The organism is Mesorhizobium sp. M0715, assembly GCF_040320355.1.
In the GTDB taxonomy this organism is placed as follows: domain Bacteria; phylum Pseudomonadota; class Alphaproteobacteria; order Rhizobiales; family Rhizobiaceae; genus Mesorhizobium.
In genome coordinates this window covers 121,370-146,857 of record NZ_JAMYPL010000004.1, presented here as the reverse complement: position 1 = coordinate 146,857, position 25,488 = coordinate 121,370, and the positions used below count along the sequence as shown (strand labels likewise).

At 64.0% G+C, this 25,488-nt stretch carries 19 protein-coding genes and 1 pseudogene; 9 read left to right on the top strand and 11 right to left on the bottom strand.

All coding sequences use genetic code 11. The annotated features are described in order from the left end of the window. Positions 1-72 precede the first annotated feature (72 nt). Together NKI21_RS06700 and NKI21_RS06695 are read right to left on the bottom strand one after the other, a co-directional pair. Positions 73-1,695, bottom strand: coding sequence for a DUF2778 domain-containing protein (locus tag NKI21_RS06700; RefSeq protein ID WP_352865017.1), 1,623 nt, complete (start codon positions 1,693-1,695; stop codon positions 73-75). A gap of 435 nt (positions 1,696-2,130) precedes the next feature. Continuing rightward, positions 2,131-3,393 (bottom strand): hypothetical protein, encoded by a 1,263-nt coding sequence (locus tag NKI21_RS06695; RefSeq protein ID WP_352865014.1) that lies wholly within the window; start codon positions 3,391-3,393, stop codon positions 2,131-2,133. A 106-nt stretch (positions 3,394-3,499) separates the two neighbouring features. Here NKI21_RS06695 and NKI21_RS06690 point away from each other — a divergent pair, with 106 nt between their 5' ends. The 6 genes from NKI21_RS06690 to NKI21_RS06665 all read left to right on the top strand — a co-directional run bounded on the left by NKI21_RS06690 (position 3,500) and on the right by NKI21_RS06665 (position 9,348). Next, positions 3,500-4,558: a CapA family protein gene (locus tag NKI21_RS06690; RefSeq protein WP_352865012.1), complete on the top strand. Its 1,059-nt coding sequence runs from the start codon at positions 3,500-3,502 to the stop codon at positions 4,556-4,558. Positions 4,559-4,642: 84 nt separating this feature from the next. Continuing rightward, positions 4,643-5,593: a hypothetical protein gene (locus NKI21_RS06685; RefSeq protein WP_352865009.1), complete on the top strand. Its 951-nt coding sequence runs from the start codon at positions 4,643-4,645 to the stop codon at positions 5,591-5,593. Positions 5,594-5,975: 382 nt separating this feature from the next. Further along, entirely contained in the window at positions 5,976-6,218 is a 243-nt protein-coding gene (locus tag NKI21_RS06680) for a DUF1344 domain-containing protein (protein WP_013530037.1), read from the top strand. Positions 6,219-6,451: 233 nt separating this feature from the next. After that, the gene (locus NKI21_RS06675) at positions 6,452-8,074 is read left to right on the top strand and encodes an FAD-binding oxidoreductase (protein ID WP_352865007.1); all 1,623 of its coding nucleotides are present in this window, start codon (positions 6,452-6,454) and stop codon (positions 8,072-8,074) included. A gap of 15 nt (positions 8,075-8,089) precedes the next feature. Beyond that, entirely contained in the window at positions 8,090-8,722 is a 633-nt protein-coding gene (locus NKI21_RS06670) for a hypothetical protein (protein ID WP_352679695.1), read from the top strand. Positions 8,723-8,817: 95 nt separating this feature from the next. Beyond that, positions 8,818-9,348 (top strand): dihydrofolate reductase family protein, encoded by a 531-nt coding sequence (locus NKI21_RS06665; protein ID WP_352865005.1) that lies wholly within the window; start codon positions 8,818-8,820, stop codon positions 9,346-9,348. A gap of 33 nt (positions 9,349-9,381) precedes the next feature. On the opposite strand, the gene NKI21_RS06660 is transcribed toward NKI21_RS06665, so the two are convergent. From NKI21_RS06660 to NKI21_RS06650, 3 genes are all read right to left on the bottom strand, one after another. Next, positions 9,382-9,903 (bottom strand): hypothetical protein, encoded by a 522-nt coding sequence (locus NKI21_RS06660; protein ID WP_023809774.1) that lies wholly within the window; start codon positions 9,901-9,903, stop codon positions 9,382-9,384. Between the two features lie 149 nt (positions 9,904-10,052). Next, complete coding sequence (locus tag NKI21_RS06655; RefSeq protein ID WP_352440389.1) at positions 10,053-11,183, bottom strand: hypothetical protein; 1,131 nt, start codon at positions 11,181-11,183, stop codon at positions 10,053-10,055. Positions 11,184-11,189: 6 nt separating this feature from the next. Then, on the bottom strand, positions 11,190-11,624 hold the full coding sequence (locus NKI21_RS06650) for a hypothetical protein (protein ID WP_127294990.1): 435 nt from the start codon (positions 11,622-11,624) through the stop codon (positions 11,190-11,192). A gap of 723 nt (positions 11,625-12,347) precedes the next feature. On the opposite strand from NKI21_RS06650, the gene NKI21_RS06645 reads away from it, so the two are divergent. Then, positions 12,348-13,286, top strand: a complete 939-nt coding sequence (locus tag NKI21_RS06645; protein WP_352440390.1) for a diacylglycerol/lipid kinase family protein — start codon at positions 12,348-12,350, stop codon at positions 13,284-13,286. A gap of 79 nt (positions 13,287-13,365) precedes the next feature. Here the strand turns inward: NKI21_RS06645 and NKI21_RS06640 are convergent, their stop codons facing one another. From NKI21_RS06640 to NKI21_RS06630, 3 genes are read right to left on the bottom strand one after another with little or no spacing between them, the layout of a single operon-like run. Next, positions 13,366-14,283: an NAD(P)-dependent oxidoreductase gene (locus NKI21_RS06640; RefSeq protein WP_352865001.1), complete on the bottom strand. Its 918-nt coding sequence runs from the start codon at positions 14,281-14,283 to the stop codon at positions 13,366-13,368. Continuing rightward, a complete protein-coding gene (locus tag NKI21_RS06635; protein WP_352440392.1) occupies positions 14,280-15,491 on the bottom strand; it encodes a mandelate racemase/muconate lactonizing enzyme family protein in 1,212 nt (403 codons plus the stop codon). Before NKI21_RS06635 ends, NKI21_RS06640 begins: the two co-directional genes overlap by 4 nt. Continuing rightward, positions 15,488-17,104, bottom strand: coding sequence for a GMC family oxidoreductase (locus NKI21_RS06630; RefSeq protein WP_352440393.1), 1,617 nt, complete (start codon positions 17,102-17,104; stop codon positions 15,488-15,490). Before NKI21_RS06630 ends, NKI21_RS06635 begins: the two co-directional genes overlap by 4 nt. Before the next feature lie 258 nt (positions 17,105-17,362). Here NKI21_RS06630 and NKI21_RS06625 point away from each other — a divergent pair, with 258 nt between their 5' ends. Both NKI21_RS06625 and NKI21_RS06620 read left to right on the top strand, forming a co-directional pair. After that, positions 17,363-18,304: a phosphoribosylaminoimidazolesuccinocarboxamide synthase gene (locus NKI21_RS06625; RefSeq protein WP_352440394.1), complete on the top strand. Its 942-nt coding sequence runs from the start codon at positions 17,363-17,365 to the stop codon at positions 18,302-18,304. A 364-nt stretch (positions 18,305-18,668) separates the two neighbouring features. Further along, on the top strand, positions 18,669-19,064 hold the full coding sequence (locus tag NKI21_RS06620; RefSeq protein WP_024504171.1) for an acyl-CoA thioesterase: 396 nt from the start codon (positions 18,669-18,671) through the stop codon (positions 19,062-19,064). A 16-nt stretch (positions 19,065-19,080) separates the two neighbouring features. Here NKI21_RS06620 and NKI21_RS06615 read toward each other — a convergent pair. The 3 genes and pseudogenes from NKI21_RS06615 to NKI21_RS06605 all read right to left on the bottom strand — a co-directional run bounded on the left by NKI21_RS06615 (position 19,081) and on the right by NKI21_RS06605 (position 25,488). Further along, positions 19,081-21,585, bottom strand: a pseudogene (locus NKI21_RS06615) (autotransporter outer membrane beta-barrel domain-containing protein). Positions 21,586-21,713: 128 nt separating this feature from the next. Then, on the bottom strand, positions 21,714-22,745 hold the full coding sequence (locus NKI21_RS06610) for an autotransporter-associated beta strand repeat-containing protein (protein WP_352864997.1): 1,032 nt from the start codon (positions 22,743-22,745) through the stop codon (positions 21,714-21,716). 934 nt (positions 22,746-23,679) lie between these two features. After that, on the bottom strand, positions 23,680-25,488 hold the full coding sequence (locus tag NKI21_RS06605) for a sensor histidine kinase (RefSeq protein ID WP_352864995.1): 1,809 nt from the start codon (positions 25,486-25,488) through the stop codon (positions 23,680-23,682).

Below are 25,488 nucleotides of genomic sequence, written 5' to 3'. Positions count from 1 at the left end.
GCCGAACAGCGCTGCTCCTGACAGCAGGCTGTCAGGAGCAGGCGGGAAGGTGCGGCCGAAAGCCTCTTGTCGCTACACGCCCCTGGCGGCTGATGCGACCTGCGTCGCCGACCCGTTCAGGCGCGGCACCACGACAAGGCGTTTGATCTTGCCCTTCTTGTAGGCGGCGAGGAAGCGCGCATAGTCCTTGAAGGCGACGCAACCGCTCGACTGGCCGTAGCGGCCTCGAAGCAGGTAGGTATGGGCCAGAAAGCCGTCGCGATTGTATTTGTTGCGGCCATCGGCCGGTGTCAGGCGCAAGGCCTCCACTCCGTGGAAGCGCGTCTCGCGCAGCGACAGATTGTAGGTGTTGGGCGGTGTCGGTCCGCGGTTCTTCTGGTCGGCATAGCGCGGCTGGTCCGTCATGGCGCCGATGCCAGAATGAGCCTCGAGCCTTGAGCCGTCAGGCATGTAGACGGTGCCGGCGCTGATATCGTAGACGGCGACGCCATTTCCGGCTCCGCTTCTGGATCCCGGCGAGTTGAACAGATTTCTGAACGCCTTGCCAAGGCCGCCCGAAGGCGTGTCGGGCTTAGCATAGGCCAGCACATCGCCGCCATCGGCCGGCCGGCCTTGCCGCGTCGGTTTTGCCGGCTGGGCCTGCTGGACCGTCTCGCGTGCCGGCTTCGATTGCTGGGCGGGCTTGGGCTGCTGAACAGATTTGGGCTGCTGAACGGGCTTAGGCTGCTGCTGGACAATTTTGGGCTGCGGCGGGTCGAATTGCGGGCGGCGGGTCGGCAACGGCACGTCGTCGGTCAGCGCGTCCGGCAGCGAGGCGGCATCGCCGGGTTGATCCTGCTGGGTTTCGACGGGTGAAACCGCGACATCGGCTGACGATTCCTCGATCGGCAGCGGTGAGGCGAACGCCTCGTCGTCGGCCGGCAGCGACTGCACGAGGGCAAGCGCCAACTGCGAATTGTCCGGCGTATCGGATTGGGCAAAGCCCATCGGCTGCGGTGCGGTCTGCACGACCACCGAGCCGGTATCCAGCCGGGCGAAACGTTCGGCCGCCGGAACTGGCATGTTATCGGACAGGCTGGCCGTGACCTGGACGGACGGCACCAGCGACGCCTCGGCAATTCGCGGTGCGACGGTGGAGATCACCGGGCGCGTGTTGGCAGTGGCGGCAGGCTTTCCGGCGTCGGCAAAGGCAGCGGCCAGCTTCATCGGCGAAAGCGACGCTTCCATGCGTTCGAAGCGCTCCTGCGCCTTCGACTTCACGGCGGCTGGCATCGGCTTTGCCTGCGCTACAAGGCGTTCGGACTTTTCCGCCCGTGAGCTTACCCTGGCCAGCTTGAAACAGCTGGCACCGCACTGCACCGAATGATCATGCAGGGCCTGAGTGCCGCCATTGGCATTGGCCAGCACGAAGGGTGCTTTCAAGAAGTGCTGTTTCAGCGGATCGGTAAGTGCGAGCGATCCCGGCATGGACAGCGTCTGGGGCAGGCCAACCGAAGTCGCCGACAGCGAGGCGCCGACGGAACTGAGGCCGGCCATGGTGCCGATCAGCCAAAGGCCGATGGCAGTGCTGACGCAGGGCAGTGCGACCCAGCGGGCCACCCGGCCAGCGTTGAAGGAAGAGGAACGCGGAGCATCGACGAACTCGCCGCCCTCACGCTGTCCCGGGTTTTTTTTATGTGTACTCAACAACGCCATGCAACCAATCTCGCTTCAATCGGTTTCCCCGTACGTGGCCTTGAGAGCCGCGACGACCATTCTGTGAGTGATCCCAGGTGGTCCCCGACGCGTTTGCCGCGTCTGTAGTTGGTTGCCAATTGCTTCAAAATATGGACAAAGTTGGTTAATCAATTCCTCTCAAAACCAACGACGAGATGTGGATTTTGGCCAAATCAGCCTTCGTCCACGGCCAGGAAAGTGGTGTTGTCGCCCTTCCGACCTGGTTTTGCTGCCTGTTTTTGGCGGCCGAGTCAAGCAAAACAGCCGCTGCTAATTTTTGCGAAGCGCCTTCGCGCGGCATCTGCAGTGAGGTGACTGCCAGCGGACATCGCCTGGGAAATGCACCTGTTCCAGTAAAAATGTTGCCGGTCTTGCCAAGATTTCCCCTGCGGAAGGGCCTCAAACATCCTGCCCTCAGTTGAACCAGAGCGCAAAGGTCAGAAACCCGCCGCCGCCGAACTGGCGCTGGATCTGGTCGAAATCGCTGCTGGTGACGAGCTCGCCGCTTTCGAGGTAGGGCGCGATGGCCGGGCCGGTAATCGACAGCACCAGATCGAAGTTTTTCGGGTCATCGAAGAAGCGCTTCATGTTGATGCCAAGGCCCGTGCCGGCGGTGACGCGGAAATGCGGCAGCAACTTGCGGCCCTCCAGGAGATCTTCGGCCATGGTCAGGGCGGCGAGCCAGGCCTGAACCTGCTCCTCGCCAACTTCGAGGCCGGTGAGCGGGTTCTCGCCCTTCTGCTGCGGTCCAGGCAGCCATTCGCGGTCATTGTCGGTCTCGGCGCGGATCGCCTTCCAGTCCTCGCGCGACAGCCGGATCATTTCCAGCAGGTGGCGGCGCGCCGCTTGCCGGCGCTCCGCTTCGACCACCGGCCAGTTGATGAGATGCACCATCGAGATGAAATCGGCGATGCGCCATTCCGACGAGAAGATGCTCGAGCCCATGTCGCCGGCCGGCGGCACCAGAATATCCTGCAACGGCAGCTTGGCGCGCGGGAACAGCATGTGGAACGAGCCGTCGAAGGTGCTCCTGAAATCATGCGCCAGCCAGAAATCGGCCTGGGCCATCAGGAACTCGGCATAGCCCTGCAGCCAGTACCCGTCGGCGCGGTCGAAACGGAAGGTGAGCGTGGGGACGGCGTCGTCCGATGTAATGCCGCCACGGGACAACGCGGCGATGATCGCCGCCATGCTCTCGTCCGGAGCGATGGTGCCGTCCTCGTTGAGGTCTATGCCCGCACGGGTGAGATCGATCGCCATGCCGATATCGGCGTTCGCCGGCACCGACGCAAACGTCGCCGCGGATTTTTCCAGCCGGTCGCGGAAGCCGACCAGGATGGCGCGGAACTGCTCGTAAGTCAGCGGCTCGGGATTGGGATTGTCGGGCACCGGCAACCGCATCAGTGGCAGCATGAAGGACTGCGGGCTTTCGAAACCATGGCGGTGCAGGCCGGTGGCCAGGATCTCCAATGCGGTGAAGAACTCGCCCGCCCCGGCCGCATAGGCGGATGCCGGTTCGTTTGGCGCGGCGGCCTCCAGCATCGACAGGGCAGCGTCGCGCGCGGCCACGCTCTTCGCCTCGAACAGTCGGGTAGCCGCTTCGGGCATTGCCGCCGACGCGGAAGACAGCGGCAGGAGCAAAATGAAAGCGGTCAGCAGGCCTGCCAGTCGTGTCATCTTTTCCCCCAATATTTGTCGCGCAGCGCAGATATACACCATTTGCAGCGCTGCGCTTCAACCCGCCCGCCGGACGGTCTACACAGGGCAAACAATTGGGCATCGCGTGTCGAATTATCCGTTTTCCTACAAACTGTCCTGGCTGCCGCGTTTCTTGAAGCCGTCTCTGGCCGGCGACGTGCAAGACTTTGCGCCGATGGCTGGGACGCTTATGGATCCGCCGCCGAGGCAGACAATGCGGCTTGCCTTTGTCGGGGACATCTCGGCGGTGGCCAACCGCAGCGCGCCGGATTGCGATCCGGCGATCAAGGCGCTACTCGGCGCTGCCGATCTGGTGATCGGCAATTGCGAAAGCCCCGTGGTGGACAGACCAAGCGCGGCGCTGGGCACAAGGCTCGGCACGCATCATGCGATGAGCGAGTTGTTTCTGGCCGAGGCGCTGGCGGCGGTCGGCATTGCGCGAGAAAGGCTCGTGCTGTCGCTGGCCAACAACCATGTGCTGGACCAGGGCGTCGCCGGTTTCGACGAGACGGTGGCGGCGTTGCAGCGGCTCGGCATCCGCACGATCGGCCTGGTGGCCAATGGTCGGGTGATGCCTGTCCGGGTCGGACCGCTTGATATCGGCTTGGCCGCCTTCACGCTGTGGCGCAACGCAGATGAAAAACTGTTTGCCGGGCGCGTTTCGATGGACAGCGATCCGGCGGGCTGGCCGCGCGCTGGCTTGGATCTTCTCTGCGCCGTGCCGCATTGGGACTGGGAGTTCCGGCATTTTCCGCGTGCCGAGACGCGGGCGCTGGCCAGGCGGCTGGCCGGGCAGGGCGTTGGACTGATCGCCGGCCATCACGCCCATGTCGTGCAGCCGGTGGAAAGGATCGACAAGACGGTGGTCGCTTATGGACTTGGCGATTTCCTCGGCACCGCCTTCGCCCGCCAGCCATGGCCGGGTCGCATCGGTTCTATCCTCACTGTCGATGTCAGTGCCGATGCCGGTACGCGCGGCACGATCGCATCTTACCGGATGCATCCCTTCATGCGCCTGCGCGCCGGCGACCATGAGCGGCTGGTGTTGGTGGAGGCATTGGAGGGCCGAGTGCGTGACAAGGTCGAGGGGCGACTGAAAGCGATCTTCCCTTCTCCACCAACCGATCAAGGCGTATTCGCTTAAACGTCTGGCGGCCCCTGCAAAACCAACTATCATGCTCCCGCAGAGGCAGGATTGCGGGGGGTAGCGGTGGAAACAGCGGATTTCATGCCGAGCGAAACGGTCATTGCCGGCATCCGGAAAGACATCGCGGCCTATGAAGCGGCGAGGGCGTCGGCGGTCAGGCAGGTGCGCTGGCGGGTGCCGGTGTTCGTCGGCCTGGTGCTGGTGGCCGTGGTGCTGGTCGCCTGGCTGTTCAACAAGGTCGCCGACCCCAACGAGCAATGGGTCTCGACGCCGCATGTGTTCCTGTATGTCATCGGCTTCGCGGCTTCGATCCTGCTCTATTTCCAGGCCAGGAAACCGGCGACGCGGCTGCAGCAATCGTTCCGCGAGACGCTGTTGCCGATCATCTTCGGCTTCATCGCCGACATGCGCTACCAGCATGGCGTGATGCCGAATTCCTTCGACCGGTTGCCGCGCACGGCGGTTGGTCCGTTCAACCGGCAGGCGTTCGATGATATCGTCGCGGGCCGCTACGAAGGGTTTCCGTTCGAGCTCTATGAGGCGCATCTGCGGGAAGGGTCGGGCAAGGGCTCGTCGACCGCCTTTCAGGGCGTCATCGTCGCCTTCGAGACCATCGCGCCGTTCCCCGGCATATTGGTGGCGACGCGCCGGACCAACGCGGTCATCAGCTTTTTTCGCGGCATCTTCGCCAGCAAGCTGCAAGAGCTGTCCAGTGGCGACGTGGCGCTCGACGCCGCGTACGAGTTCCGCACCGACAATCTCGGGGCGGCACAGCCACTGGTGAGCGGCCGGCTGGCGCAGGCGCTGAAATGGCTTGGCGAAACCTGGCCGGACGATCCGGCCCGCGTCGCACTCAACGGCAGCGATGGGTTCCTGCTGTTGCCGCAGACGAAGAATTTCTTCGAGCTGCCGGATATTTCGGTGCCGCTCGATTACACCACGCATGTCGCGCCGATGATATCGGACATGGGCGCGATGCTGGCGACGGCGGCACTTGTGCGCAAGATCGGCGCGAAGGACGAGGCGGGCTGAGCCCTCAGCCGTCGAAGCCGTATTTGTCGTGTCTATAGTCCGCCTCTGACTCATGAAACAAAACTTGTATCGACGATCGGTCAGCAGGCTGTTTCGTGATGCCGCCCGAGGTGGATTGCAGCGGCCGCGTGGCGATCCAAAGCCGCCGTCACAATCGGCCAAGCGACTCTTTTCGCGGACAGAAGTGCGCTCATGGGGAGCCGAAGCGGCTTGAAATGATGTCGGCAGCAAGCAATATGTCGGAATTAAGCCTATGATATTGTTTACGAAAATTCACCCAACGTGATTTGCGGAGCGAGCGCTTCCGTTCCAGTTTCAGGCCGTCCGGTGCTGTCGTTTCCCAAGGCGGCCCGGAAAAGTGAAACAGCACGGAGTGCACCCCATGAAGAAGACCCTCGCAACCACCGCCGCTCTGCTCGCCTTCCTCGGCACGGCCTATGCCGCGACCGTTCAGGGCACGATCCAGGCCGTCGACCCGACGACCAAGTCGATCACCCTCGACGACGGCAAGATCTACCAGCTGTCACCGGAAGCGACGATCGGGAAATTGAAGGTCGGCGCCAAGGTGGCGGTGACTGTCGATGACAAGACCGGCATCGTGACGTCGATCAAGAAGGCCTCGTAACGCGAGAGCATCGTGCGTCGGCAGACCTGCTGACCGGATTTTTCAAACCCTGTTCCACTCATGGCCGGTCCCTCCGGGGATCGGCCATTTTCATGCCTCGCCCCTCGATGCCGGGCGACCTGGATGAGGTCTTCCGGCTGGACCCCAGGGCCGGCCGGCGGAACGCTGTCCGGCGGCATCGCTATGGTTTTTGCCAAAAAGCCGCGCTATCCCTTGACCAACGGGGGATATTCATGGCCGACGAACAAAAAGGGTTTCGCCTGTCGCGGCGATTGCTGCTGGGTGCGGCTGTCCTAGGTGGCGCGGTGCTGTGGGGCGGCAACACCGTGGCGCGGCTGGCGCGCGCGCCTTCGGGGCCGAAGAACGCCGGACGGATAGCCGATATCGACGGCTTCGCGTTGCCTTTGAAGCCGCTGGACAATGCGCCGGCCTTCGATGCGTCGCTGCCCTGGTCGGCAAAAGGCGGCGACATCAACGATGCCAGCGGCCTGTCGATGACGCCGGTCTACGGCGTCGTCGAGGTCAGCGAGGACGAGCACATCGCCAATGCGCTGGCCTTCGCGCGTGCCAATGGCCTGAAAGTCTCACTGGCCGCCATCCGCCATTCGATGGGCGGGCATGCCTTCGACGACAACGCGCTGGTACTCGACCTCAGAAAGTTCAACAAGGTGACCGTGGATGCGGCGGCGAAGACCATGACCTTGCAGCCGGGCGCGCGCTGGCACGACATCCAGAACCTTCTGCATCCGCGCTTTGCGGTGAAGGCGATGCAGTCGACCGACATCTTCTCGGTCGGCGGCTCGCTGTCGGTCAATGCGCACGGTATGGACCACCAGGCAGGGTCGGTGGCGGGCTCGATCCGCTCGATGCGAGTGATGCTGGCCGACGGCTCGGTGACGACCTGCTCGCCCACCGAGAACACCGATCTGTTCCGCCACGTCGTCGGCGGCTATGGCCTGTTCGGCGTGGTGCTGGAGGCGACGCTCGATATCGTCGAAAACGCCGTCTACCGGACCTCGCGCGAAATCATCAGATCGGACGATTTTCCGAAATTCTTCGCCGAGGTGCTGCAGCCGAACAAGAATATCGGCCTGTTCTACGGCCATCTGTCGACGGCGCCCGGCAATTTCCTCGAGGATATGATCGTCTACCGTTACGACAAGGTGGCGGAGCAGCCGCCGGCGGATCAGCCTGAGATCGGCGAGCCGGGTTCAGTCGGGCTGAAACGGGTGATCATCAACCTGGCGAAATGGGGCAGCCTGTTCCAGGAGTTGAAGTGGTTCACCGAAAAGACGCTGGAGCCGAAATTCGAAAGCTGCACGGTGGCGCGTACTTCGGCCATGGCCGAGGGCGAGGCCTGTCTCGTCACCCGCAACAACCCGATGCACGATTCGGTGCCCTATCTCTTCAACGATCAAATAGAAGAGACCGACATCCTGCACGAATATTTTATTCCACGTGCCGCCTATGTCGAATTCATCGCGGAAACGCGCGAGATCCTGCGCAACCAGACGCTGCCGGTGCTCAATGCTTCGGTGCGCATCGTCCACAAGGAGGATGTGGCGCTGACCTACGCGCCGGAGCCAGCCTATTCGCTGGTGCTCTACATCAACCAGCCGACCGATGCCGACGGCAATGCCAGGATGCGCGCGCTGACGCGGGCGCTGATCGACGTGACGATCAAGCATGGCGGGCGCTTCTTCCTGCCTTACCAGCTGCATTATACGGCCAGGGAATTGCTCGCCTCCTATCCCGAACTGCCGGCCTTCCTGGCGGCGAAGCGGCAGTATGACCCGACGGAACTGTTTTCCTCGACCTTCTACCGTGCCATCAAGGCGCTGAGCGGGGTGGCGTAGACGTTAGGAGACTTCATGCGCAAGGTATCAGCCGCGGCACTCATCCTCATCGCGCTGTGCGCTGGCCCCGCCGGAGCCGAGGATCTCAAGGCCTTCAAGCTGACCATCGACGGTGTGACGGTCGATATCGATCCCGGCGAGAGCACTGATGTGACGCTACCCGGCGGTAAGCACAGCAAGGTGACGCTCGAGCGCAACGACTTCGCGACCTTCTCCGGCAGCGATTTCTCCTTCGTCCACCCGAGCAATATTTCGGTGACCAAGACCGATCTCGGCGATGATATCACGCAGTATCTAATGGCGTCGGCGCTGGGCACGATCGTCGTCGTGCAGGAATATGGCAAGATGAACCCGGTGTCGCTCAACCAGTTGATGCTGCAGGAGATGACCAAGGAATCGGTGCAGGCCGGCGCCAAGCTGACGCAGGAGCCGATGACGCGCAAGCTCGCCGACGGCAAGGAATTGACCGGTATCCGCGCCGAGGTGAAGACACGCACCGACACCGCCGATTTCGAGATCGTCGGCTTCGGCCTGGCCGATCGGGGGCTGCTGTTCATCACCCGCGTTGCCGGCGAGGATGCAGCGACCGAACAGCCGCTTATCGACAAGTTCTGGCAGAGCCTGAAGGTCAAGTTCAGGCCGGACTAGGGTCGTGTCTCAGTTGGGTTTCGGGGGGGAATCCATACTTTTGCATAACGGCGGCTCAAGTTATTCTGACGACCCTGAATTGGAGGTCCTGCAGCATGGCGAAGCTCATTTTCAGAATGAACCAGTCACTCGACGGCTATGTCGACCACCAGAAAATGCCGTCAGGCCCGACAATCTTTCGTCACTGGATGGAGCAAGTGCGCAATTTGAGCGGCAGTGTTTACGGTCGCGGCATGTACGAGGTCATGCGTTATTGGGACGAAGACAGTCCTGAATGGAGCGCGGAGGCGCACGAATTCGCGGCGGCGTGGCGGAGCCAACCGAAGTGGGTTGTGTCGCGCTCGCTGAAGTCGGTCGGCCCCAACGCCACACTTGTCGGGGACGACGTCGAGGCGGTGATAGGTGGGCTTAAGGCTGAGCTCGTCGGGGAGATTTCAGTTTCCGGACCAAACCTGGCACGAAGCCTGACCGATCTTGGTCTTATCGATGAATATCAACTTTACCTCCATCCGTTCGTGCTCGGTCAGGGCAAGCCATTTTTCGCCGGCCCCCGGCCGCCGCTTCGCTTTGTGGCCAGCGATTTGATCGGTGACGACGTAATCAGGTTGACCTATGTTCCTGCCTGATTAAGCGGTCGTCAAACCGAGACGCCAGCAGGACTACAGCCCCTTCGGCACCAAGCCGGCCAGCCAGTTCACGGAGCGTTTCGCGGCATCGGCGGTCGCCGAGGCGGCGCGGCCGAGATCGGTCTTGACCACTGCGTAGCCGTTTTTGGTGCGATAGAGCACGCCGGTTCCGCCATCGACCACCTGTTCATAGGCGACCGGCCGGGCGGCATCCGCTTCCATGGCGGTCGTCGGTGAACCGACCGAAACGCTCGGCCGGTGGCTCAATTCAGGCGGTAGCGGGCTTTCGGTCCTGACAACGCGGCTGGCGGGCTTCAGTTCCGGGCGCGATGCGGTCGCGGCCAGCTGCGAGGAGGACGACGAACCCTTCGTGCGGCAAATGCCGGAGACGAGCGGATAGTTGAAATTGCGCTCGTGCAGCATCTGGCTCTTCATCGCCGCTTCGCACTCGGCGACGGTCGACCACTTGGCCGGCGTCTCGCCGATATATTCGCAAAGCTTGGCGTCGCAGTCGCAGCCGACAATGGTCATAGCGACAAGGGCGGTCTTGATCACGGTCTTGTCCCTTCGAGATGCCCCCGGCAACCCATCCATTTCTTCCCATTCCTTCGCGCGCGAACAAGGCGGGATTTGGCCGCGATTGTGGAATGGGCGTGGCGGAGCCCAGGAAATGCATAATCCTGGCCGGGCGTGGCCGAAAGGCCTCAGTAGTCGTAGACGTGTTCAAGCCTGGCGCCAGCCTTGATCAGCGCCGGCAGCACGAGATGCAGCTTGCGCACGGCGACGGTCAGCCCGGTGCGGCGCGTGGATTGATCGGCCGGGAGCGGATAGCTGAACAGGATGCGCATGCCTTCAGGGATGGCGATCGTATCGGTGGAGAGCACCGTGACCATGATCTCGTCATTGCCGCCGATCTCGACGAAGGAGACGCCCTTGTCGATCAGGCGCGGGATCATTTCGGTGAAGACCTGATAGCGCCTGGTGACGAAGATGGTGCCGTCAGCGCCCATGTCGCGTTCGAGCAAGGTGTCGGGCTCGTTGCGGGTGGCTTCGCCGACGGGTCCCTTGGCCCAGACATGGACGTCGAGCAAGGCAGGGTCCATCGTCGCGGCGAGCGCCTTGGTGATCAGGTCGGCATAGCCCTGCTTGATGGTGTCGGCGAGGCCGAACGCCAGCTTGCGTTCGCTGGTCCGGATCGAGCTGTCTCCCGGCGCCGGCTGCACGGCAAACAGGCCGGCGCGCTTCTCGGCATAGGGGAACTGATACCAGGGCACCTGGTCGAGAAACCCTGCATAGTCCGCCGCCAGCTTGGCCTGATAGATGTCGGCGGCGGTGCGCTTGGCCGTCGTCGCCTCGGTGATGCGGCCGACCGTGTTCTCATAGGCCCACTGCAATATATGCTCGATCGAGTGGCTGGTGCCGATGATGACCAGCATCTGGTGGTTGGCGTAGTTGAACTTGTAGGCAGAACTGGCGCGGATGACCATGGCGTAGTCCTGCCAGAAGCGGCCGACATAGGACCAGTAGGGAAAGCCGCTCGGCTGGTCCTTGTCGACGAAGCCGGCATATTCGCGCGCGGCGTAGACGATCGCCCATTCCGGATAGGTGAGGAAGGTCGATTCCTCCGGCCGCTGGTAGAAGGGGATCTCGGCGCGGACCTTGTCGGCCAGCGCCTTGGGCGGCGCGCCATCGGCAATTCCGGGCAGCGGCGTCTTGTCGAGCGACGACGTCGTCAGAAAGCCGTAGCTCAGCCCGGCGATCGGGATGAGGATGACGAGGACGATCACCCACAGGATCGTCTTGATGATGCGCTTCAGCCAGCGGAACAGGAACATGCCAGATCAGGCCGTGGCGAAGTGTTCGTGTATGCGCCTGGCCAGCCGGAAACCGACATAGACGGCGAAGCCACCGATGACCAGGTGCGGCAGGTTGGCGAAGAAGCGGGCCGGGAATTCGATATCGTTGAGGGAGCGGAAGCCGTTGATGAAGATGCCGGCATCGAGGCAGCCGGAACCGGTGACCAGACCGAGCACGCCGTCGAACAGGTAGACCGAACCGAACAACTTGAAATAGAACACCGCCTGGCGGTGCGAGATGAAGGCGGCGGCCAGCGCCCAGACGCCGGAGAAGGCGTGCAGCAGGTCGTCATACCATTGCAGCGAAAACAGACCGAACAGATTGCCGCCAGCGTCATTGAACGCGGGTATGTAGCCAATGGCGACGACGCCGAAAAACAGGAAAGCATAGGCGACGGCAAGCTTCTGGATCAGCGTCATGAAGTATCCCCCCTCTACGAGTCCGCTTTGCAAACAGACTCTGACGACGCAGCGATACTAACCGATTTTAGCGCGCGGTGAAGCGGCGCCCGCGAGATCGCCGGCGAAGGATATCGAGGGGCAAAAAGACAGTCGGCGCCGGGATTTCTCCCAGCGCCTCCCTGTCAGATCAGGACACGGTCGCGGCAGCAACTTCCGTAAAGTCGTCGCGCCTTGCCGGCCTTGATTTTGACGGTCCTGCCAGTCCGCCGCCCGAGAGCAGCGTCCGTTCGGGACCACGCTGGTTTCCACCCTTGCGGGCTTTGCCCTGCGCACCATCGAAGGTTTTTGCCGTCCTTCATGGCAGCATCGGTCCGCCGTCGGCGTTGGCACGCTTTCCGCGGCCCCGTAGGTCTCGGCTCCGTCCCTCGAAACAGGCAAGCCTGCTCTCGCTTCGGGCCGTCCGGGCCTCAGGAAATCCGCCTTTCACTTCGCCTTTCGGCTGGATGATCGGTAGCCGCCTGAGATGGGTTTAACCTACGCCGGGTAAGGGGCCTGGGGAATGGCCTGAGGCCTGTGGATAGCGGGATTATCGGGGATCAACCAGGGAATGCGATTTTCCGATCCGCCATGATGGGCGGCAGCGGTGGACATTCGGCCCTTGCCCTGCCGGCCGGTGCGGGCTTCAATGCCGGCAAAGGATTCGAGGTGCCGAGCGGCTCGATGTCCTTGCGGGAGGGTTGCTTGAAAGTCGGAGTGGTTCTCAACCCGATTGCCGGTGGGGGCCGGCTGAAACGGCACTGGCCTGAGGTCGCCGCGTCGCTGAAAAAGCACTTCGGCGAATTCGAGCTGCGCGAAACGCAGGCGGAAGGTGACGCCGAAAGGCTGGCAATCGATCTCGCGATGATTGGCTTCGACCTGGTGATCGCGGCCGGTGGCGACGGCACCGCCAGCGAAGTGGCCGATGGACTGCTGCAGGCGTTCCAGGAAAGCGGCCGGACCACCGAGCTCGGCCTCTTGCCGTGCGGCACCGGCATTGACTTCGCGCGCGGGCTCGGCCTGCCGAAAGAGGTGGATGCCGTGCTGAAGCGGTTGGCCGAAGCCAAGGGTCGCAAGGTCGATGCCGGGCGCATCTGCTACATCGATGATCATGGCGCGCTGGCCAGCCGGCATTTCATCAACATCGCCAGCCTGGGGCTTTCCGGCGCCACTGACCGCGCCGTCAATGCCGACAAGCGCAAGGGCAGGATGTCGGCCAAGGCGCTTTTCCTGTGGCGCACCGTGGTCGAGTTCATCCGCTACCGCTTCCAGGACGTCAGGATCACGGTCGACGACGGCGCGCCCGTCGAAGCGCGCATGGCGCTGGTGGCGGTCGCCAACGGAAAATTCTTCGGCGGCGGCATGATGATCGCGCCGGATGCGGAACTGACCGACGGGCAGTTCGACATCGTCATCCTGCGCGCCGCCGGCAAGCTGAAGCTGATCTGGAACATCCGGCTGCTCTATGGCGGCCGGCACCGCAACCATCCAGCGATCACCATCTTGCGCGGCAGGAAAGTGGTGGTCGAACCGCTCGGCGATGTCGAGAAGAACGGCGCGCTGGTCGACATAGACGGCGAGTCGCCGGGACGCATACCCGCGACCTTCGAGATCCTGCCGGGTGCGTTGACGCTCAGATACTGAATCAAGCCGTTGACGGATTGATTCAGATGAATCCGCCGATCCAGCCAACTCGCTGAAATCGCTTAATATCCAGCCGGCGTTAGAGTTCGAGCTTGGCCGGGAAACCAGGTGCGCGCAGGTCGGTGCCGACGGCATCTTCCAACAGTTTGACGATCTGGGTCGACCAGGCGCCGCCGCCATAGGCGGCCTTGCCTTGCTGAAAAATCGCGTTGACGCGCGACGCCAGCTCAAGCGGCACGCCTGACTGTTCGCCCATGGCGAGCGCGAAGCTGAGGTCCTTCAGCGCCAGATCCATGGTGAAGCCGATATCGTAGGAGCCGTTGAGAATGAGCTGGCTTTCGGTATCGTGGACGAAGCTGTTGCCGGAGGAGGCGACGATGGCGTGATAAGCTTGGGCGAGGTCGAGCCCGCCTCGCTTGGCCAGCATCAGCGCCTCGCCGGCGGCGACGAGGTGAACGAAGGCGAGCATGTTGGTGATCACCTTGATCACCGCCGCCGAGCCGACCGGCCCCATCAAGAACGATTTCGCGCACATCGCTTCGATTGCCGGGCGATGGCGCGCATAGAGCGCTGGATCGCCGCCGACCAGCGCGGTGATCTTTCCGGCCGCCGCCAGATGCACGCCGCCGGTGACCGGGCATTCCAGCGTCTCGATGCCTTTGGCCGAGGCGAGGGCCGCGAGGCGGAGAATCTCGTCGCGGCCGTTGGTCGACATCTCGATCCAGGTGCCGCCTGTGGGCAGGCCCTCCAGCAGACCATCGGCGCCCGCCAGCACGGCTTCGCTGACCTTCGGAGAGGGCAGGCAGGAGATGGCGTTGCCGGCCCGTGCGGCGGCCTCGGCGGGGCTGCTTGCCGCTGTGGCCCCGAGCGCCACCAGGCGCTCGACGGCGGTGGGATAACGGTCGAAGACGGTGACGGCAAAGCCGTTGCGGATCAGGCTGGCGGCAAGGTTGCCGCCGAGATGGCCAAGACCGATGAAGGCGTAGCTTTCGCTCACGGCATCAACGGCGTCTGCATCATCTGCAGATGCAATTCCTTGCCCGTATAGGGATGTGCGTCGCAGACCGCTTCGTTGAGCTCGACGCCGAGGCCGGGCTCCTTCGACGGGATGATTTTGCCGTCCTGCCACTCGATCTTCTTCTTCAGCAGCGTGGCGTGGAAACCGTCCCACTGCTTCAGCGATTCGAGGATGAGGAAGTTGGGCAGCGTTACCGCCAGCTGGATGTTGGCGGCACCGACGATCGGTCCGCAATAGCAATGCGGCGCGATCTGGATGTGGTAGGCCTCGGCCATGGCGGCGATCTTCTTGGTTTCGAGAATGCCGCCGGAGCGGCCGAGGTCCGGCTGAAGGATGGTCGCGGCGCGGTTCTCGATGACGCGGGCGAACTCGAATTTGGTCGTCAGCCGCTCGCCGGTGGCGATCGGGATCGAGGTCGCGCGGGCCACTTGGGCCATGACCTCAGGCATATCAGGCGGCACCGGCTCCTCGAACCACAAGGGATCGTAGGGCTCGATGGCGCGCGCCATGCGCAGCGCGCCGGACGCCGTGAACTGGCCGTGCGTGCCGAACAGGATGTCGGCGCGGGTGCCTACCGCCTCGCGGATCGCCTTGATCATGCGGGTGGACAGGTCGATATCGACGAGGCGCGGCTGGTGGCCGTCGAAGGCGGTGTAGGGGCCGGCCGGGTCGAGCTTGACGGCATTGAAACCCTGCTCGACATATTCGAGCGCACAGGCAGCGGCGAGATCTGGATCGTTGTAGACGTTCTTGCCGTGCGCGTCCTCGGAGTGGACGCTGCCGCTGTGCGGATAGAGATAGGTGTAGGAGCGCAGCGTCTCGTGCACCTGTCCGCCGAGCAGTTTGTAGACCGGCTTGTCGGCTTCCTTGCCGATAATGTCCCAGCAGGCTATTTCCAGCGCCGAGAAGCAGCCCATGCCGGACACATCGGGGCGCTGGGTGAAGCCGGAGGAATAGGCGCGGCGGAAGAAGTTCTCGATGTCGTGCGGATCGCGGCCGACGAGATAGCGCTCGGCCATGTCCTCGACCATCCGGGCGGTAACATGGGCCGAGAAGGTGGCGTTGTAGGCCTCGCCATAGCCGACCACGCCACCATCGGTGGTCAGCTTGACGAAGATGAAATACTTGCCGCCGATGCCGGGCGGCGGATTGCCGACAACCCAGGTCTTGACGTCGGTGATCCTCATTCTTGGTCCTCCAGAACCAATTCGGCGCCTTTCCAACCGGTCATGATCGAGGCGGCGTTGGTGTTGCCAGTGATGTTGTCGGGAAAGATCGAGGCATCGATGACGCGCAAACCTTCCAGACCATGCACCTTGAGGCGGGGGTCGACGACGGCGCGCGCGGGATCCGGCCCCATGCGGCAGGTCGAGACCGGGTGATAGACGGTGCCCGAGCGCTTCCTGAAATCCTGGACCAGATCGGCGTCCGAGGTGATCGACGGGCCGGGCAACACCTCTTCCTCGATGATCTCGGCCATGGCGGGCATCGAGGCGATCTTGCGCACGAATTTCACCGCTGACAGCATCTCCTCGACATCGGCATTGGTGGAGTAGGCATTGGCCGTTATCCTGGGGTAGTCGCGTGGGTTGGCCGAGCGGATCATGATCTCTCCACGGCTCGACGGGCGGCAGTTGGATAGGCCGATGGAAAAGCCCGGCCATGGGTCGGGCGTCAGGATGGGGCGCTCGCCGCTCTTGGGAATGACGGTCGAGAAGGCCTGGAAATAGAGCTGCATGTTTGGCCGCGTCGCCGCCGGGTCGGTGCGGAAGAAGCCACCGGCATTGTTCATCGACAGCGACAGTGGGCCGGAGCGGGTCAGGATGTATTGCATACCGACCAGCAGCTTGCCCCACCAGGGACGCAGCGTCTGGTTGAGCGTCGGCAGCCGGCCCTTGAAGGTGTAGTTGATGCCGACATGGTCCTGCAGATGCGCACCGACATTTTCGTTGGCATGGACGACGGGAATGCCCAGGCTCCCAAGCAGGGCGGAAGGGCCGACGCCGGACAGTTGCAGCAATTGCGGCGAGTTGATCGAACCGCCCGACAGGATGATTTCGCGGCCGGCACGCGCCGTCTTCATCCCGCCGTTCTGCTGGTATTCGACGCCGACGGCACGCTTGCCCTCGAACAGGATTTTTGTCGCCAGCGCCTTCATCTCGACGCGGACATTCCCGCGCTTCATCGCCGGGCGCAGGAAAGCGCGCGCCGCCGACATGCGGCGGCCGTTGCGGGTCGAGATCTGGTAGATGCCGACGCCTTCCTGGGCGGCGCCGTTGAAATCCGGGTTGAGCGGCAGGCCGGCCTGCTGGCCGGCGGCGAGATAGCGTTTGGTCAGCGGATGGACTGCGTCCGAACAGTCGGTGACATGCAGCGGGCCGCCCGTGCCGCGCCATCGGTCGGCACCGGCCTGGTTGTCCTCGAGCGCCTTGAAGGCGGGAAGCAGATCGTCATAGCCCCAGCCGGGATTGCCGGCGGCGGCCCAGGCATCGAAATCCTCGCGGGCGCCCCTGATCCAGACCATGGCGTTGATCGAGCTTGAACCGCCGAGCAGCATGCCGCGCGGCCAGTGGTCGGTATTGCCGGCGAGGCCCGGATCCGGCTCGGCCTTGTAGTTCCAGTTGACGGCAGGATCGAAGAAGGTCTTGCCGTAGCCGAGCGGCATCTGCACGTAGAAGCGGCGGTCGCTGCCGCCGGCTTCCAGCATTAACACCGAGAAGCGCCCCGAGGCCGAGAGTTTTTCGGCCAGGACCGAGCCGGCCGAGCCGGAGCCGACGATGATGAAATCATAGGTCTGCATGATGGAAATGGGAGGCTCCGAAAGATTGGCTGCAGCCTAGACGCGACGGCATTCCGAAGTCGCCGCGCCATCCGGCATCAGTTGTGAAAAAAGCGACCGTCGAACTGGCCGGGTTTGCGGGGATGCCCGACAATCGCGCTTGATATCTACCTTCTCGACAGCCTATGCGATGGCATTATTTTGGCGCATGATTTTCTCCGAAAGTCTGCAACTTTTCGGAATCATGCTCTGGCCACTCTGCGGAAGGCAGGAAATCATATGCGAACCCTCCCTGACGCGTTCATCCCCGAACTGCCGGGCCACTACAGCGGCAAGGTCCGCGAGAACTACGACCTTGCGGATGGCCGGCGCATCATCATCGCCACCGACCGCCTCAGTGCCTTCGACACCATCCTGACTTCGATCCCGTACAAAGGAGAGATCCTGACGCAGACGGCGCGCTACTGGTTCGAGGAAACCGCCGACATCTGCCCGAACCATGTTCTCGAATACCCCGACCCGAACGTCGTCGTCGGCACGAGGCTCGACATCCTGCCGGTCGAGATCGTCGTGCGCGGCTATCTGGCGGGCACCACCAGCACCTCGATCCTGACGCGCTACAAGCGCGGTGACCGCGACATGTATGGCATCCACCTGCCGGACGGCCTGCGCGACAATGAAAAGCTGGCGGAGCCGATCATCACGCCGACCAGCAAGGCCGCGCATGGCGGCCATGACGAACCGCTGTCCAAAGCGGAGATCCTCGAGCAGGGTCTTCTCACGCAGGCGCAGTGGGATACCGTATCGGACTACGCCTTGCGGCTGTTCGCCCGCGGCCAGCAGCGCGCCGCCGAGCGCGGCCTCATCCTCGCCGATACCAAATACGAATTCGGCACCGACAAGAACGGGACCATCATTCTCGCCGACGAAATCCACACGCCGGACAGCAGCCGGTACTGGATTGCGGCGAGCTACGAACAGGCGCTCGCCAGCGGCAGCCGGCCGGAGAGCTTCGACAAGGATTTCATCCGCTCGTGGGTCTCGGCGCGGTGCGATCCTTACAGCGACCCTATCCCTGAGATACCCGACGAGATCGTCGAACAGGCTTCGCGGGTCTATGCGCAGGCCTATGAGGCGATCACCGGCAAGGAATTTTCTCCAGACCTTTCCGGGGACAGCGTGCTCGATCGTATTCGCACGAACCTCAGGCGCTATTTCTGATCGACCTTCGCCGGGTGATGCGAACTGCCGTCTTCCACCCATCGCCATGCCAGAGCCCACCAACTCGGGTTAACGGAGCCTTGCCGGGTGTTGGCTGACGGTGCATCAAACGAAAAACCCGCCTGTACGGCGGGTCACTGGCGCAAATCAGCACCATAGGCAAAAATGTACCATAGCTGCGGTCACTGAGTCAAGAAAAAATTCCTATCGTGAAAAGCTGCCGGCAAAAAAGCTGCCGACACCGCGACCCGGCAGTCGCAGGTCTTTTGTCAGTTCGGAGCCTGTGGCCATGTCGTGGCGCGTTGACCTTCGGGCGCCGTGACGATACGGGATCGAGGGCGGCCGGTCTCGAAGGAATTCTCCCATGGTGCACTACGCTGAAGGACGGCCGCTTGGCGATCTGACGCTGCGCACCCTGGCCATGCCTTCGGATGCCAATGCGGCCGGCGACATTTTCGGCGGCTGGGTGATGGCGCAGATGGACCTGGCCTGCGGCATCCGTGCCGCCGAGCGCGCCAAGGGCCGCGTGGTGACGGCTGCGGTGAAAGAGATGTCCTTCGCCAAGGCGATGAAGATCGGCGACACGCTGTGCATCTACACCCATGTCGAGCGTGTCGGCCGCACGTCGATGACGCTCAAGGTCGAGGCCTGGGCGCAGCGCTACCTCTCCGACCTGATGGAAAAGGTCACCCATGCCGATTTCGTCATGGTGGCGCTGGATGGCGAGGGCAAGCCGAAAGCGGTTCCTGCCGAAGGCTGACGCGCAAGCCGTAAAATCAGAACCGCACTTCCATCGTGGCGCGAACGCCCTGATCGGCCGCTTTCGTCCCGAACTGGCCGGAGTAGCTGATCCCCAGCGTGGTTCTGTCGGCGATCCGGAAATCGAGCCCGGCCCCGACAATGGCTGTATCCTTGGCGATCGGCACGCCGGCAATGGTGAAGAGGTCGCCACCGGCGAAGGCCATGTCCGTAGTCGGCGTGGTGTCGCCGAAGGCATGACGTCAGCCTAGCGTACCCTGCGCGGTTGCCTGCACCCCGCCGAGGTCGAAGCCCGCCGAGGCACGCAAGCTGAGCGTGGTGAAGGTGGTCTCGGTGGTCGAGGCCGCGGATGTGAGCGCCGCGGCGCCACCCTTTTCCGTGAAGCCGTCGGTGTGCAGGTTGATATAGGCGAGACTGGCGAAGGGCTCGAAGGCAGCCATGCGCGTCTCGACGCGATAGCCGGCCTCGCCGAAGACCTGCGCGGTGCCGGCATCGTACTTCGCCGTCAGCGCATCGGCGAAGCCTGGAACGACGACGTTGCGGCTGGTGTCGATCCGATTCCAGCTGTAGGCGACGCCGCCGCGCAGGCCCAGGCCATCCCACTGTCCACCGCCATAAAGGCCGATGTGATAGGTGTCGCTGGAGCCGGAAGAGGCACGATCGTCGACGTCGAAACTGGCGTGGCTGTAGCCGGTCAGCAGGCCGACCCGCCAGGCTTCGCCGATCGCGGTGTCGCCACCGGCGAGGAAGCCGCCGGTGGAGCGGTCGAGGCCGGCGGCATTGCCGTCGCCGCTCGCCGTGCCCCAGGAGCCGAAAGCCTGCCCCCACACGACGAAACGACTGGTGTCGGCCTCGACCAGCTCCGGGCCGCCCTCGCCATAAGCCATCACTGGCATGGCGGGAGCGGCGACGTCGCCCATGGCCGCCCGGACGCGGGCGGTTGCGGCATCGGCGACGAAGCGGCTGTCCTCGATAAGCATCCCCTTGGCCGAGGCATGAACCTCGCCCGACGCGGCATCGAGCGCCAGGCGCGCGGCATCCTCGTCGGTCATGAGCAGCATGGCCGATGCAAGCGCATTGCCTTCGCCCAGCCGGTCGAGGGCTCCGGCGGTCGCGATTTGGTTGCCGGTGGTGGCGACGTTGGCGACCGCAACGTCGTTGCGCGCCAAGGTAAGGGTGATGTCGTTGCCGTCGCCGCCCTTGTAGTTGATGAGATGGTCGAGGAAGAGAAGGTCGTTGAGGTTGCCGACGGAGGCGAAGGTGCCGGCGACATCGGCCGCGCCATTGTTCTGGATGATCGTGTACGGCCCGTTGCGCAGGTTCCAGCTCTCGGCTGTCGCCGGCGTCAGGACCAGGTTGAGCGTCGCGCCTGATATGTCGACCGTGCCGCCGACGATCAGCTTGTCGGCGCCGGATGGGGTCGTCTCGACTTCGAATATGCCGTGATTGACATAGTTGCCGCCGACCGTCTGGACGCCGATGGAATTGCCGACGCCATGCGTGCCAAGGATGGTGACATTGCCGCCTATGGTGCCGATGCCGCCAAGGCGCGCGCCGGAATCCACCGTGACATCGCCGGCGAGGCTCGCGTCGCCATGGCTGGCGTCGCCCACCACCAGCGTTCCCGTGCCGACGGTGGTCGGGCCCGCATAGCTGTTCTGTCCGTTGAGCGTCAGCTTGCCCGTGCCGGTCTTGGTCAGGGAGCCGTTTCCGGAAATCACGCCGCCGATGACGTCGTCATGACCGAGCGCGCCGAGCGAAAGCTGTGAATCGTCGATTTGTATGGCTCCGTCGCCCGACAGCGAGCCGACATCGAGCACCGAGTCCTGGTCCGGGAAGCGCACCAGCACGCTGCCGCCGGCGCCGTTGACGACGGTAGCGTCCTGCGCCTGCGACGATCCCTGGAAATCGAGCGTGCCGCCGGCCTCGTTGACCAGCGTCGCGGTTCCGCCGTCCGAATGTCCGTAAAAAACGGTCGAGCCGCCATTCCGGTTGGTTATCGTGGCCTCTCCGGCGGAGGAAGACACATTGCTCGAATAATCGCCGTCGAAGGTTGTCCGGCTGAAATAATACGGTATGCCCAGGCCGTCATTGACGATGGTCGCGTTGGCGGCGCTTGCCCCCGTGAAGGCGACGAAGCCGCCGCCCTGATTGGTGATGCTGGCCGTGCCGGCATCGGTTCCGGTGCTGAAATTGAGCCCGCCGTAGCCGTCCTTCGCCAGGACGATGGTGGCCGCGCCCGCCGTCGCATTGCGCTGGAAGTTGAGGTCGCCTGACCCGACGGTGATCGAGAGATCCTGGGCGCTGACCGGATTGGCGGCGTCGTTGCCCGAGAAATAGAGCTTGGCCCATCCCCCGCTTCCGTTCGAGTTTATCGTGACCGGCCCGTCGCCGAGCGCACCTGTCGCCGCCACGACAAGGCCGCCGCCGCGCACCGCCGTGCCGCCCGAATAGCTGTTGGCGCTGTTCAGCGTCAGCGTGCCGGAACTGGTCTTGGCGAGTTGCCCGTCGCCCGAAACCACGCCGTCGAGGATCAGGTTCTTGCCGGCGCCGACATCGAAGGTACCGCCATTGGCGCCGAGGATTACCTGGCGCTCCAGCGTGAAATTGAGGGGACTGCCCGTCACCTGCAGCGCGCCGCCGTTCAAGGTCAGGCGCCCGAGACATCGCCCAGCGCCCAGTCGCCGCCGATCCTCAGCGTGCCGCCGTTGACGACGGTGCCGCCCGAATAGGTGTTGAGGCCGGTGAGGATGACCGTGCCGGTGCCGGATTTGACCAGGGAGCCGGTCCCGCCGACGACCGCCGACACGATGCCGTTGCTCAAGGTGAAGCTGCCGGCGGTGCTCAGAGTGCCGTTGCGCAATTCCCCGCCCGTCAGCGTGAAGCCGCTGGCGGTCTGCGTCGTGGCGCCGAGATCGAGGATGCCTTGCGTGACGGACCAGGCCATGACCGTACCCGGTGCGCCGGAAACCGTCCAGGTGCCGGTGCCGGACTTTTCCAGGATGCCGAAGCCCTGGTACTGGGCGGAAGAGCCCGCCGCGCCCAATTGTGAAAGGTCGAAGGAACCGCCGGCCGAACCGCCAAGACCGAACGTGTCGGCCGTGCTGAACGCCTTCACGACACTGTTGACGACAGAGGACTGGGTGATGGTGAAGCTGTTCACGCCGCCGGTGAAGGTGACCGCGTTTGCCCTGGCGCCGGCTCCGCCATCGGCGACCCCGCCACTGATCGTGCCGGTATTGGTGATGGCGAGGCCGGAGCCGACGATTCCAGCGCCACCGGCGCCGCCGCTGCCATTTCCTGCCGAGGAAGCGCCACCGCCGCCGCCATTGCCACCTTGAATCAGGCCGTTGTTGATCAAGGTGGCGCCGTCGCCGGTAAAGATCACGCCAACGCCGCCATTGCCTCCGGGCCCCGCGGTTCGAATACTGTCGCTGAAGCTGTAGCTGGCGCCGCCGCCACCGCCGCCGCCGGCCGCAACGGTGCCGCTGTTGGTGAAGGTTTCTCCGCCATTGGCGAAGATGATGCCAACGCCTCCATCACCACCATTTCCTGCGCCGGCCTTGCTGCCAGGGCCGCCACCGCCGCCGCCGCCGCTGATCGTCCCGCTGTTGGTGTTTTGCAAGCCGCCGCCCGTCACGATGGCCCCATAGCCACCGCCGCCGCCGCCGCCAAACGTCACCGCACCGCCATTGCCCCCCCATAGCCGAGAGCGCCGCCACCCCCGCCCCCACCCAGGAGCAGTTCGGTTGAACCGATCGAGATCGTTGAAGTGCCAGCCCCATTGCCGTTGCCTCCGCCACCCCCGCCACCTCCCGCCGTCCCCCCGAGCCTCCCGGATTTCCGCCCGCAACACCTTGTCCGTCGCTGCCGTTAAATGTGTCGAAAAAGCTCCCGGCAACGCCGCTTGCACCACCTCCTCCACCATTGGCACCCGCGGCTCCGCCCCCCCCTCCACTGCCAAAGCCGCCCCTTGCGACGCTGCTGCCGGCGCCACCATCGCCGGTGATGGTGCCGCTGCCGAGGTCACCGGCGCCTCCGGCTCCGCCTTGGGCACCGTCCCCACCTTTTCCGCCGTCACCCCCGCCGGCGGCGCCGCCGCCACCGCCGCCCGTACCTGTACTGTCGCTTCCATTGGCGCCGGTGTATCCTTGCCCTCCGGCCGTGCCACTAGCACCCGCGCCGCCGTCCGCCCGTGCCACAGATGGCGAGAACGTCAGCACGACCGGTGCAGCCATGGCGGCCCCCAGCGCGCTCGCGCATAGAAGACGGGTCAGAAGGGCCACGCGTGGACCGTCAGCTTGCCGAGGGCGGGTGAGATTGCGTGACGGCACCCGATGCGTCGGTTGCGAGACGGCAAGGGGGGCGCCCAGGCGCAGGATCTTTTCCTTACCCTTCTTGATGAGTTCAGTGGTTTCTTTCCGGCCCATGTCAATCCCATCGTGTCCGGCACAACCCGATTGCGCTGGAATCTCTCCAGCCTGCAGCATCCCGCGAAAGCCCGGCTCGCGATATCGTTGAAACTAGCTATGCCGGGGCTCAAGGCGGTTCGTCGCCTGCGGCAATGTCGAACCGCCTATCTCCTCGTTTTCACGCGAGTGCGAGCGGAAAACCGTTCATGCCATTCCTGGAATTGCGTCGGCGGGCACATGCAGGGCCAGCACGGTTTCGCCGCGCCGCGACCGCGTGTCGAGCGTGCCGCCCAGCCGTCCGGCCCGCGCCCGCATCGAGCGCAGGCCGGTGCCCGGGACGGGCGCCTCCGAGGCGGCATCGAAGCCGACGCCGTCGTCGTGGATCATCAGGCTCAGCGTCTCGCCGCGCCGGTGCAGGTCGATGACGACGCAGCTTGCCTGGCTGTGCTTGAGCACGTTGGTCAGGCCCTCCTGCAGGATGCGGACGAGATCGAGGCTTCGCGCGAGCGACAGGTGGCAGTCCTCCAGCCCGGTCAGGTTCCACACGCAATCGATGTCGCGGCTTTCACATGCCAGCGTGTGGCGGCGGCGCAGCGGTGCGATCCACTCGGCCAGAGACTGGCCGCCCGTCTGGTCGTCGGCGGCGGTGTCGATGATCACCCGCAACTCGTCGCGCAGTTCCTTGAGGACGGACAGGAAGGGATCGGCCGGCAGGTTCTGCGGCGCATGTTCCAGCATGGCGATCGAATTGACCAGGGTGCCACCCATGCCGTCGTGCAGATTGTGCGAAAGGGACACGCGCTCGGCCAGCCTGGTGTTGGCCAAAATGACCTCATGCTGCTGATGCAGCGTGAGGGCGAGTTCTTTCCTGGCGGTTTCGATCTTGGCCGTGAGCTCATCGTTGAACCCCTCGATGCGGCGCATGTTGGCGACGAAGTTCCAGGCCAGCACCAGCGCCATGCCGACCATCTGGAACTGGGATGTCAGCGTGACGTAGTAGACATTGCCAAGAAGTATGCCGAGATAGGTCATCAGGTCATGCAGGATGGCCACGATGGTGAACGCGTTGACGATATGGAGGACGATGTGGTCCAGGCGAGCGCTGCGCCAGGTCAGGCCGATCGACAGGAAACAGGCGCCGATATAAAGCAGCGACCAGGACAAGGCCAGCAGGTTGAGCATCGGGCCGAGCTGGGAATGCGGCGTGGCAAACAGGGCTGCGGCGCCGATCGCCAGCGCGGTCCATAGCACGGCTTCCCCTCGGGGAAAGCGGCGCTCGGCAAAGCGGATGACAAACAGCACGAAGGCGGCGGCCATGACCATGAAGGAGAGCATGATGAAACGCTGCCATGTGTCGGTCGCCCCGAACGGCCAAGGGCTCGTCACCACGAAATTGAGCGAATAGCAAAACCACGCAATCGTCATCAGGGCGAACCAGCCATAGGCCTTCAGGCTTCGGCGCAGCAGCCAGACGACGAAAAAGAAGGTGCCAAGCGCCGCGGTGACGCCGAGATAGAAGACCGGCAGCTCGCGGCGAATCCAGAATTGCTGGACAAAATGAGCACGCGTCGCCGAAGGCGGGCCGATCAGGACCGGACCAAGGCCTGGCTGGTATGGCGCCAGGCCCGAGACCCTGATCAGCAGCGTGTTGGTGCCGGCATGCAGAACCGGGGCCGCGAGCTGCCAGTAGCGGGGCACGTTCCATGAGCGCGTCAACGGCTCGACGAGGAATTCGTCGCGGCCGAGTTCCGCGCCGTTGACCGAGATCGATCCGGCCAGTGTCCAGTAGTTCAGCGCGAGGCCCAGCGGTTCGGCCGCGTCGGGCCTGTCGAAGGTGAGGCGATACCAGACCACGCCGTCGAAACTGGGCCAGCGCGTCGTCCAGTCGTCGGGCAAGGTCACGCTGGTCCAGCCGGTGGCCGGCGGCGCGGCGGCGTCCCAGCCGGATCTCACGGCCTCGATCGTCTTGAACGGCACGGCCCCGCCGGCGGCAAAGGCGATGCCGCCCGGCAC

Excerpts from the sequence above, each read along its gene's own strand:
- NKI21_RS06620 (WP_024504171.1), top strand. The coding sequence starts at position 18,669 with ATGGTGCACTACGCTGAAGGACGGCCGCTTGGCGATCTGACGCTGCGC.
- NKI21_RS06630 (WP_352440393.1), bottom strand. The coding sequence starts at position 17,104 with ATGCAGACCTATGATTTCATCATCGTCGGCTCCGGCTCGGCCGGCTCG.
- NKI21_RS06680 (WP_013530037.1), top strand. The coding sequence starts at position 5,976 with ATGAAGAAGACCCTCGCAACCACCGCCGCTCTGCTCGCCTTCCTCGGC.
- NKI21_RS06685 (WP_352865009.1), top strand. The coding sequence starts at position 4,643 with ATGCCGAGCGAAACGGTCATTGCCGGCATCCGGAAAGACATCGCGGCC.
- NKI21_RS06625 (WP_352440394.1), top strand. The coding sequence starts at position 17,363 with ATGCGAACCCTCCCTGACGCGTTCATCCCCGAACTGCCGGGCCACTAC.
- NKI21_RS06675 (WP_352865007.1), top strand. The coding sequence starts at position 6,452 with ATGGCCGACGAACAAAAAGGGTTTCGCCTGTCGCGGCGATTGCTGCTG.
- NKI21_RS06695 (WP_352865014.1), bottom strand. The coding sequence starts at position 3,393 with ATGACACGACTGGCAGGCCTGCTGACCGCTTTCATTTTGCTCCTGCCG.
- NKI21_RS06655 (WP_352440389.1), bottom strand. The coding sequence starts at position 11,183 with ATGTTCCTGTTCCGCTGGCTGAAGCGCATCATCAAGACGATCCTGTGG.
- NKI21_RS06670 (WP_352679695.1), top strand. The coding sequence starts at position 8,090 with ATGCGCAAGGTATCAGCCGCGGCACTCATCCTCATCGCGCTGTGCGCT.
- NKI21_RS06700 (WP_352865017.1), bottom strand. The coding sequence starts at position 1,695 with ATGGCGTTGTTGAGTACACATAAAAAAAACCCGGGACAGCGTGAGGGC.
- NKI21_RS06635 (WP_352440392.1), bottom strand. The coding sequence starts at position 15,491 with ATGAGGATCACCGACGTCAAGACCTGGGTTGTCGGCAATCCGCCGCCC.
- NKI21_RS06650 (WP_127294990.1), bottom strand. The coding sequence starts at position 11,624 with ATGACGCTGATCCAGAAGCTTGCCGTCGCCTATGCTTTCCTGTTTTTC.
- NKI21_RS06665 (WP_352865005.1), top strand. The coding sequence starts at position 8,818 with ATGGCGAAGCTCATTTTCAGAATGAACCAGTCACTCGACGGCTATGTC.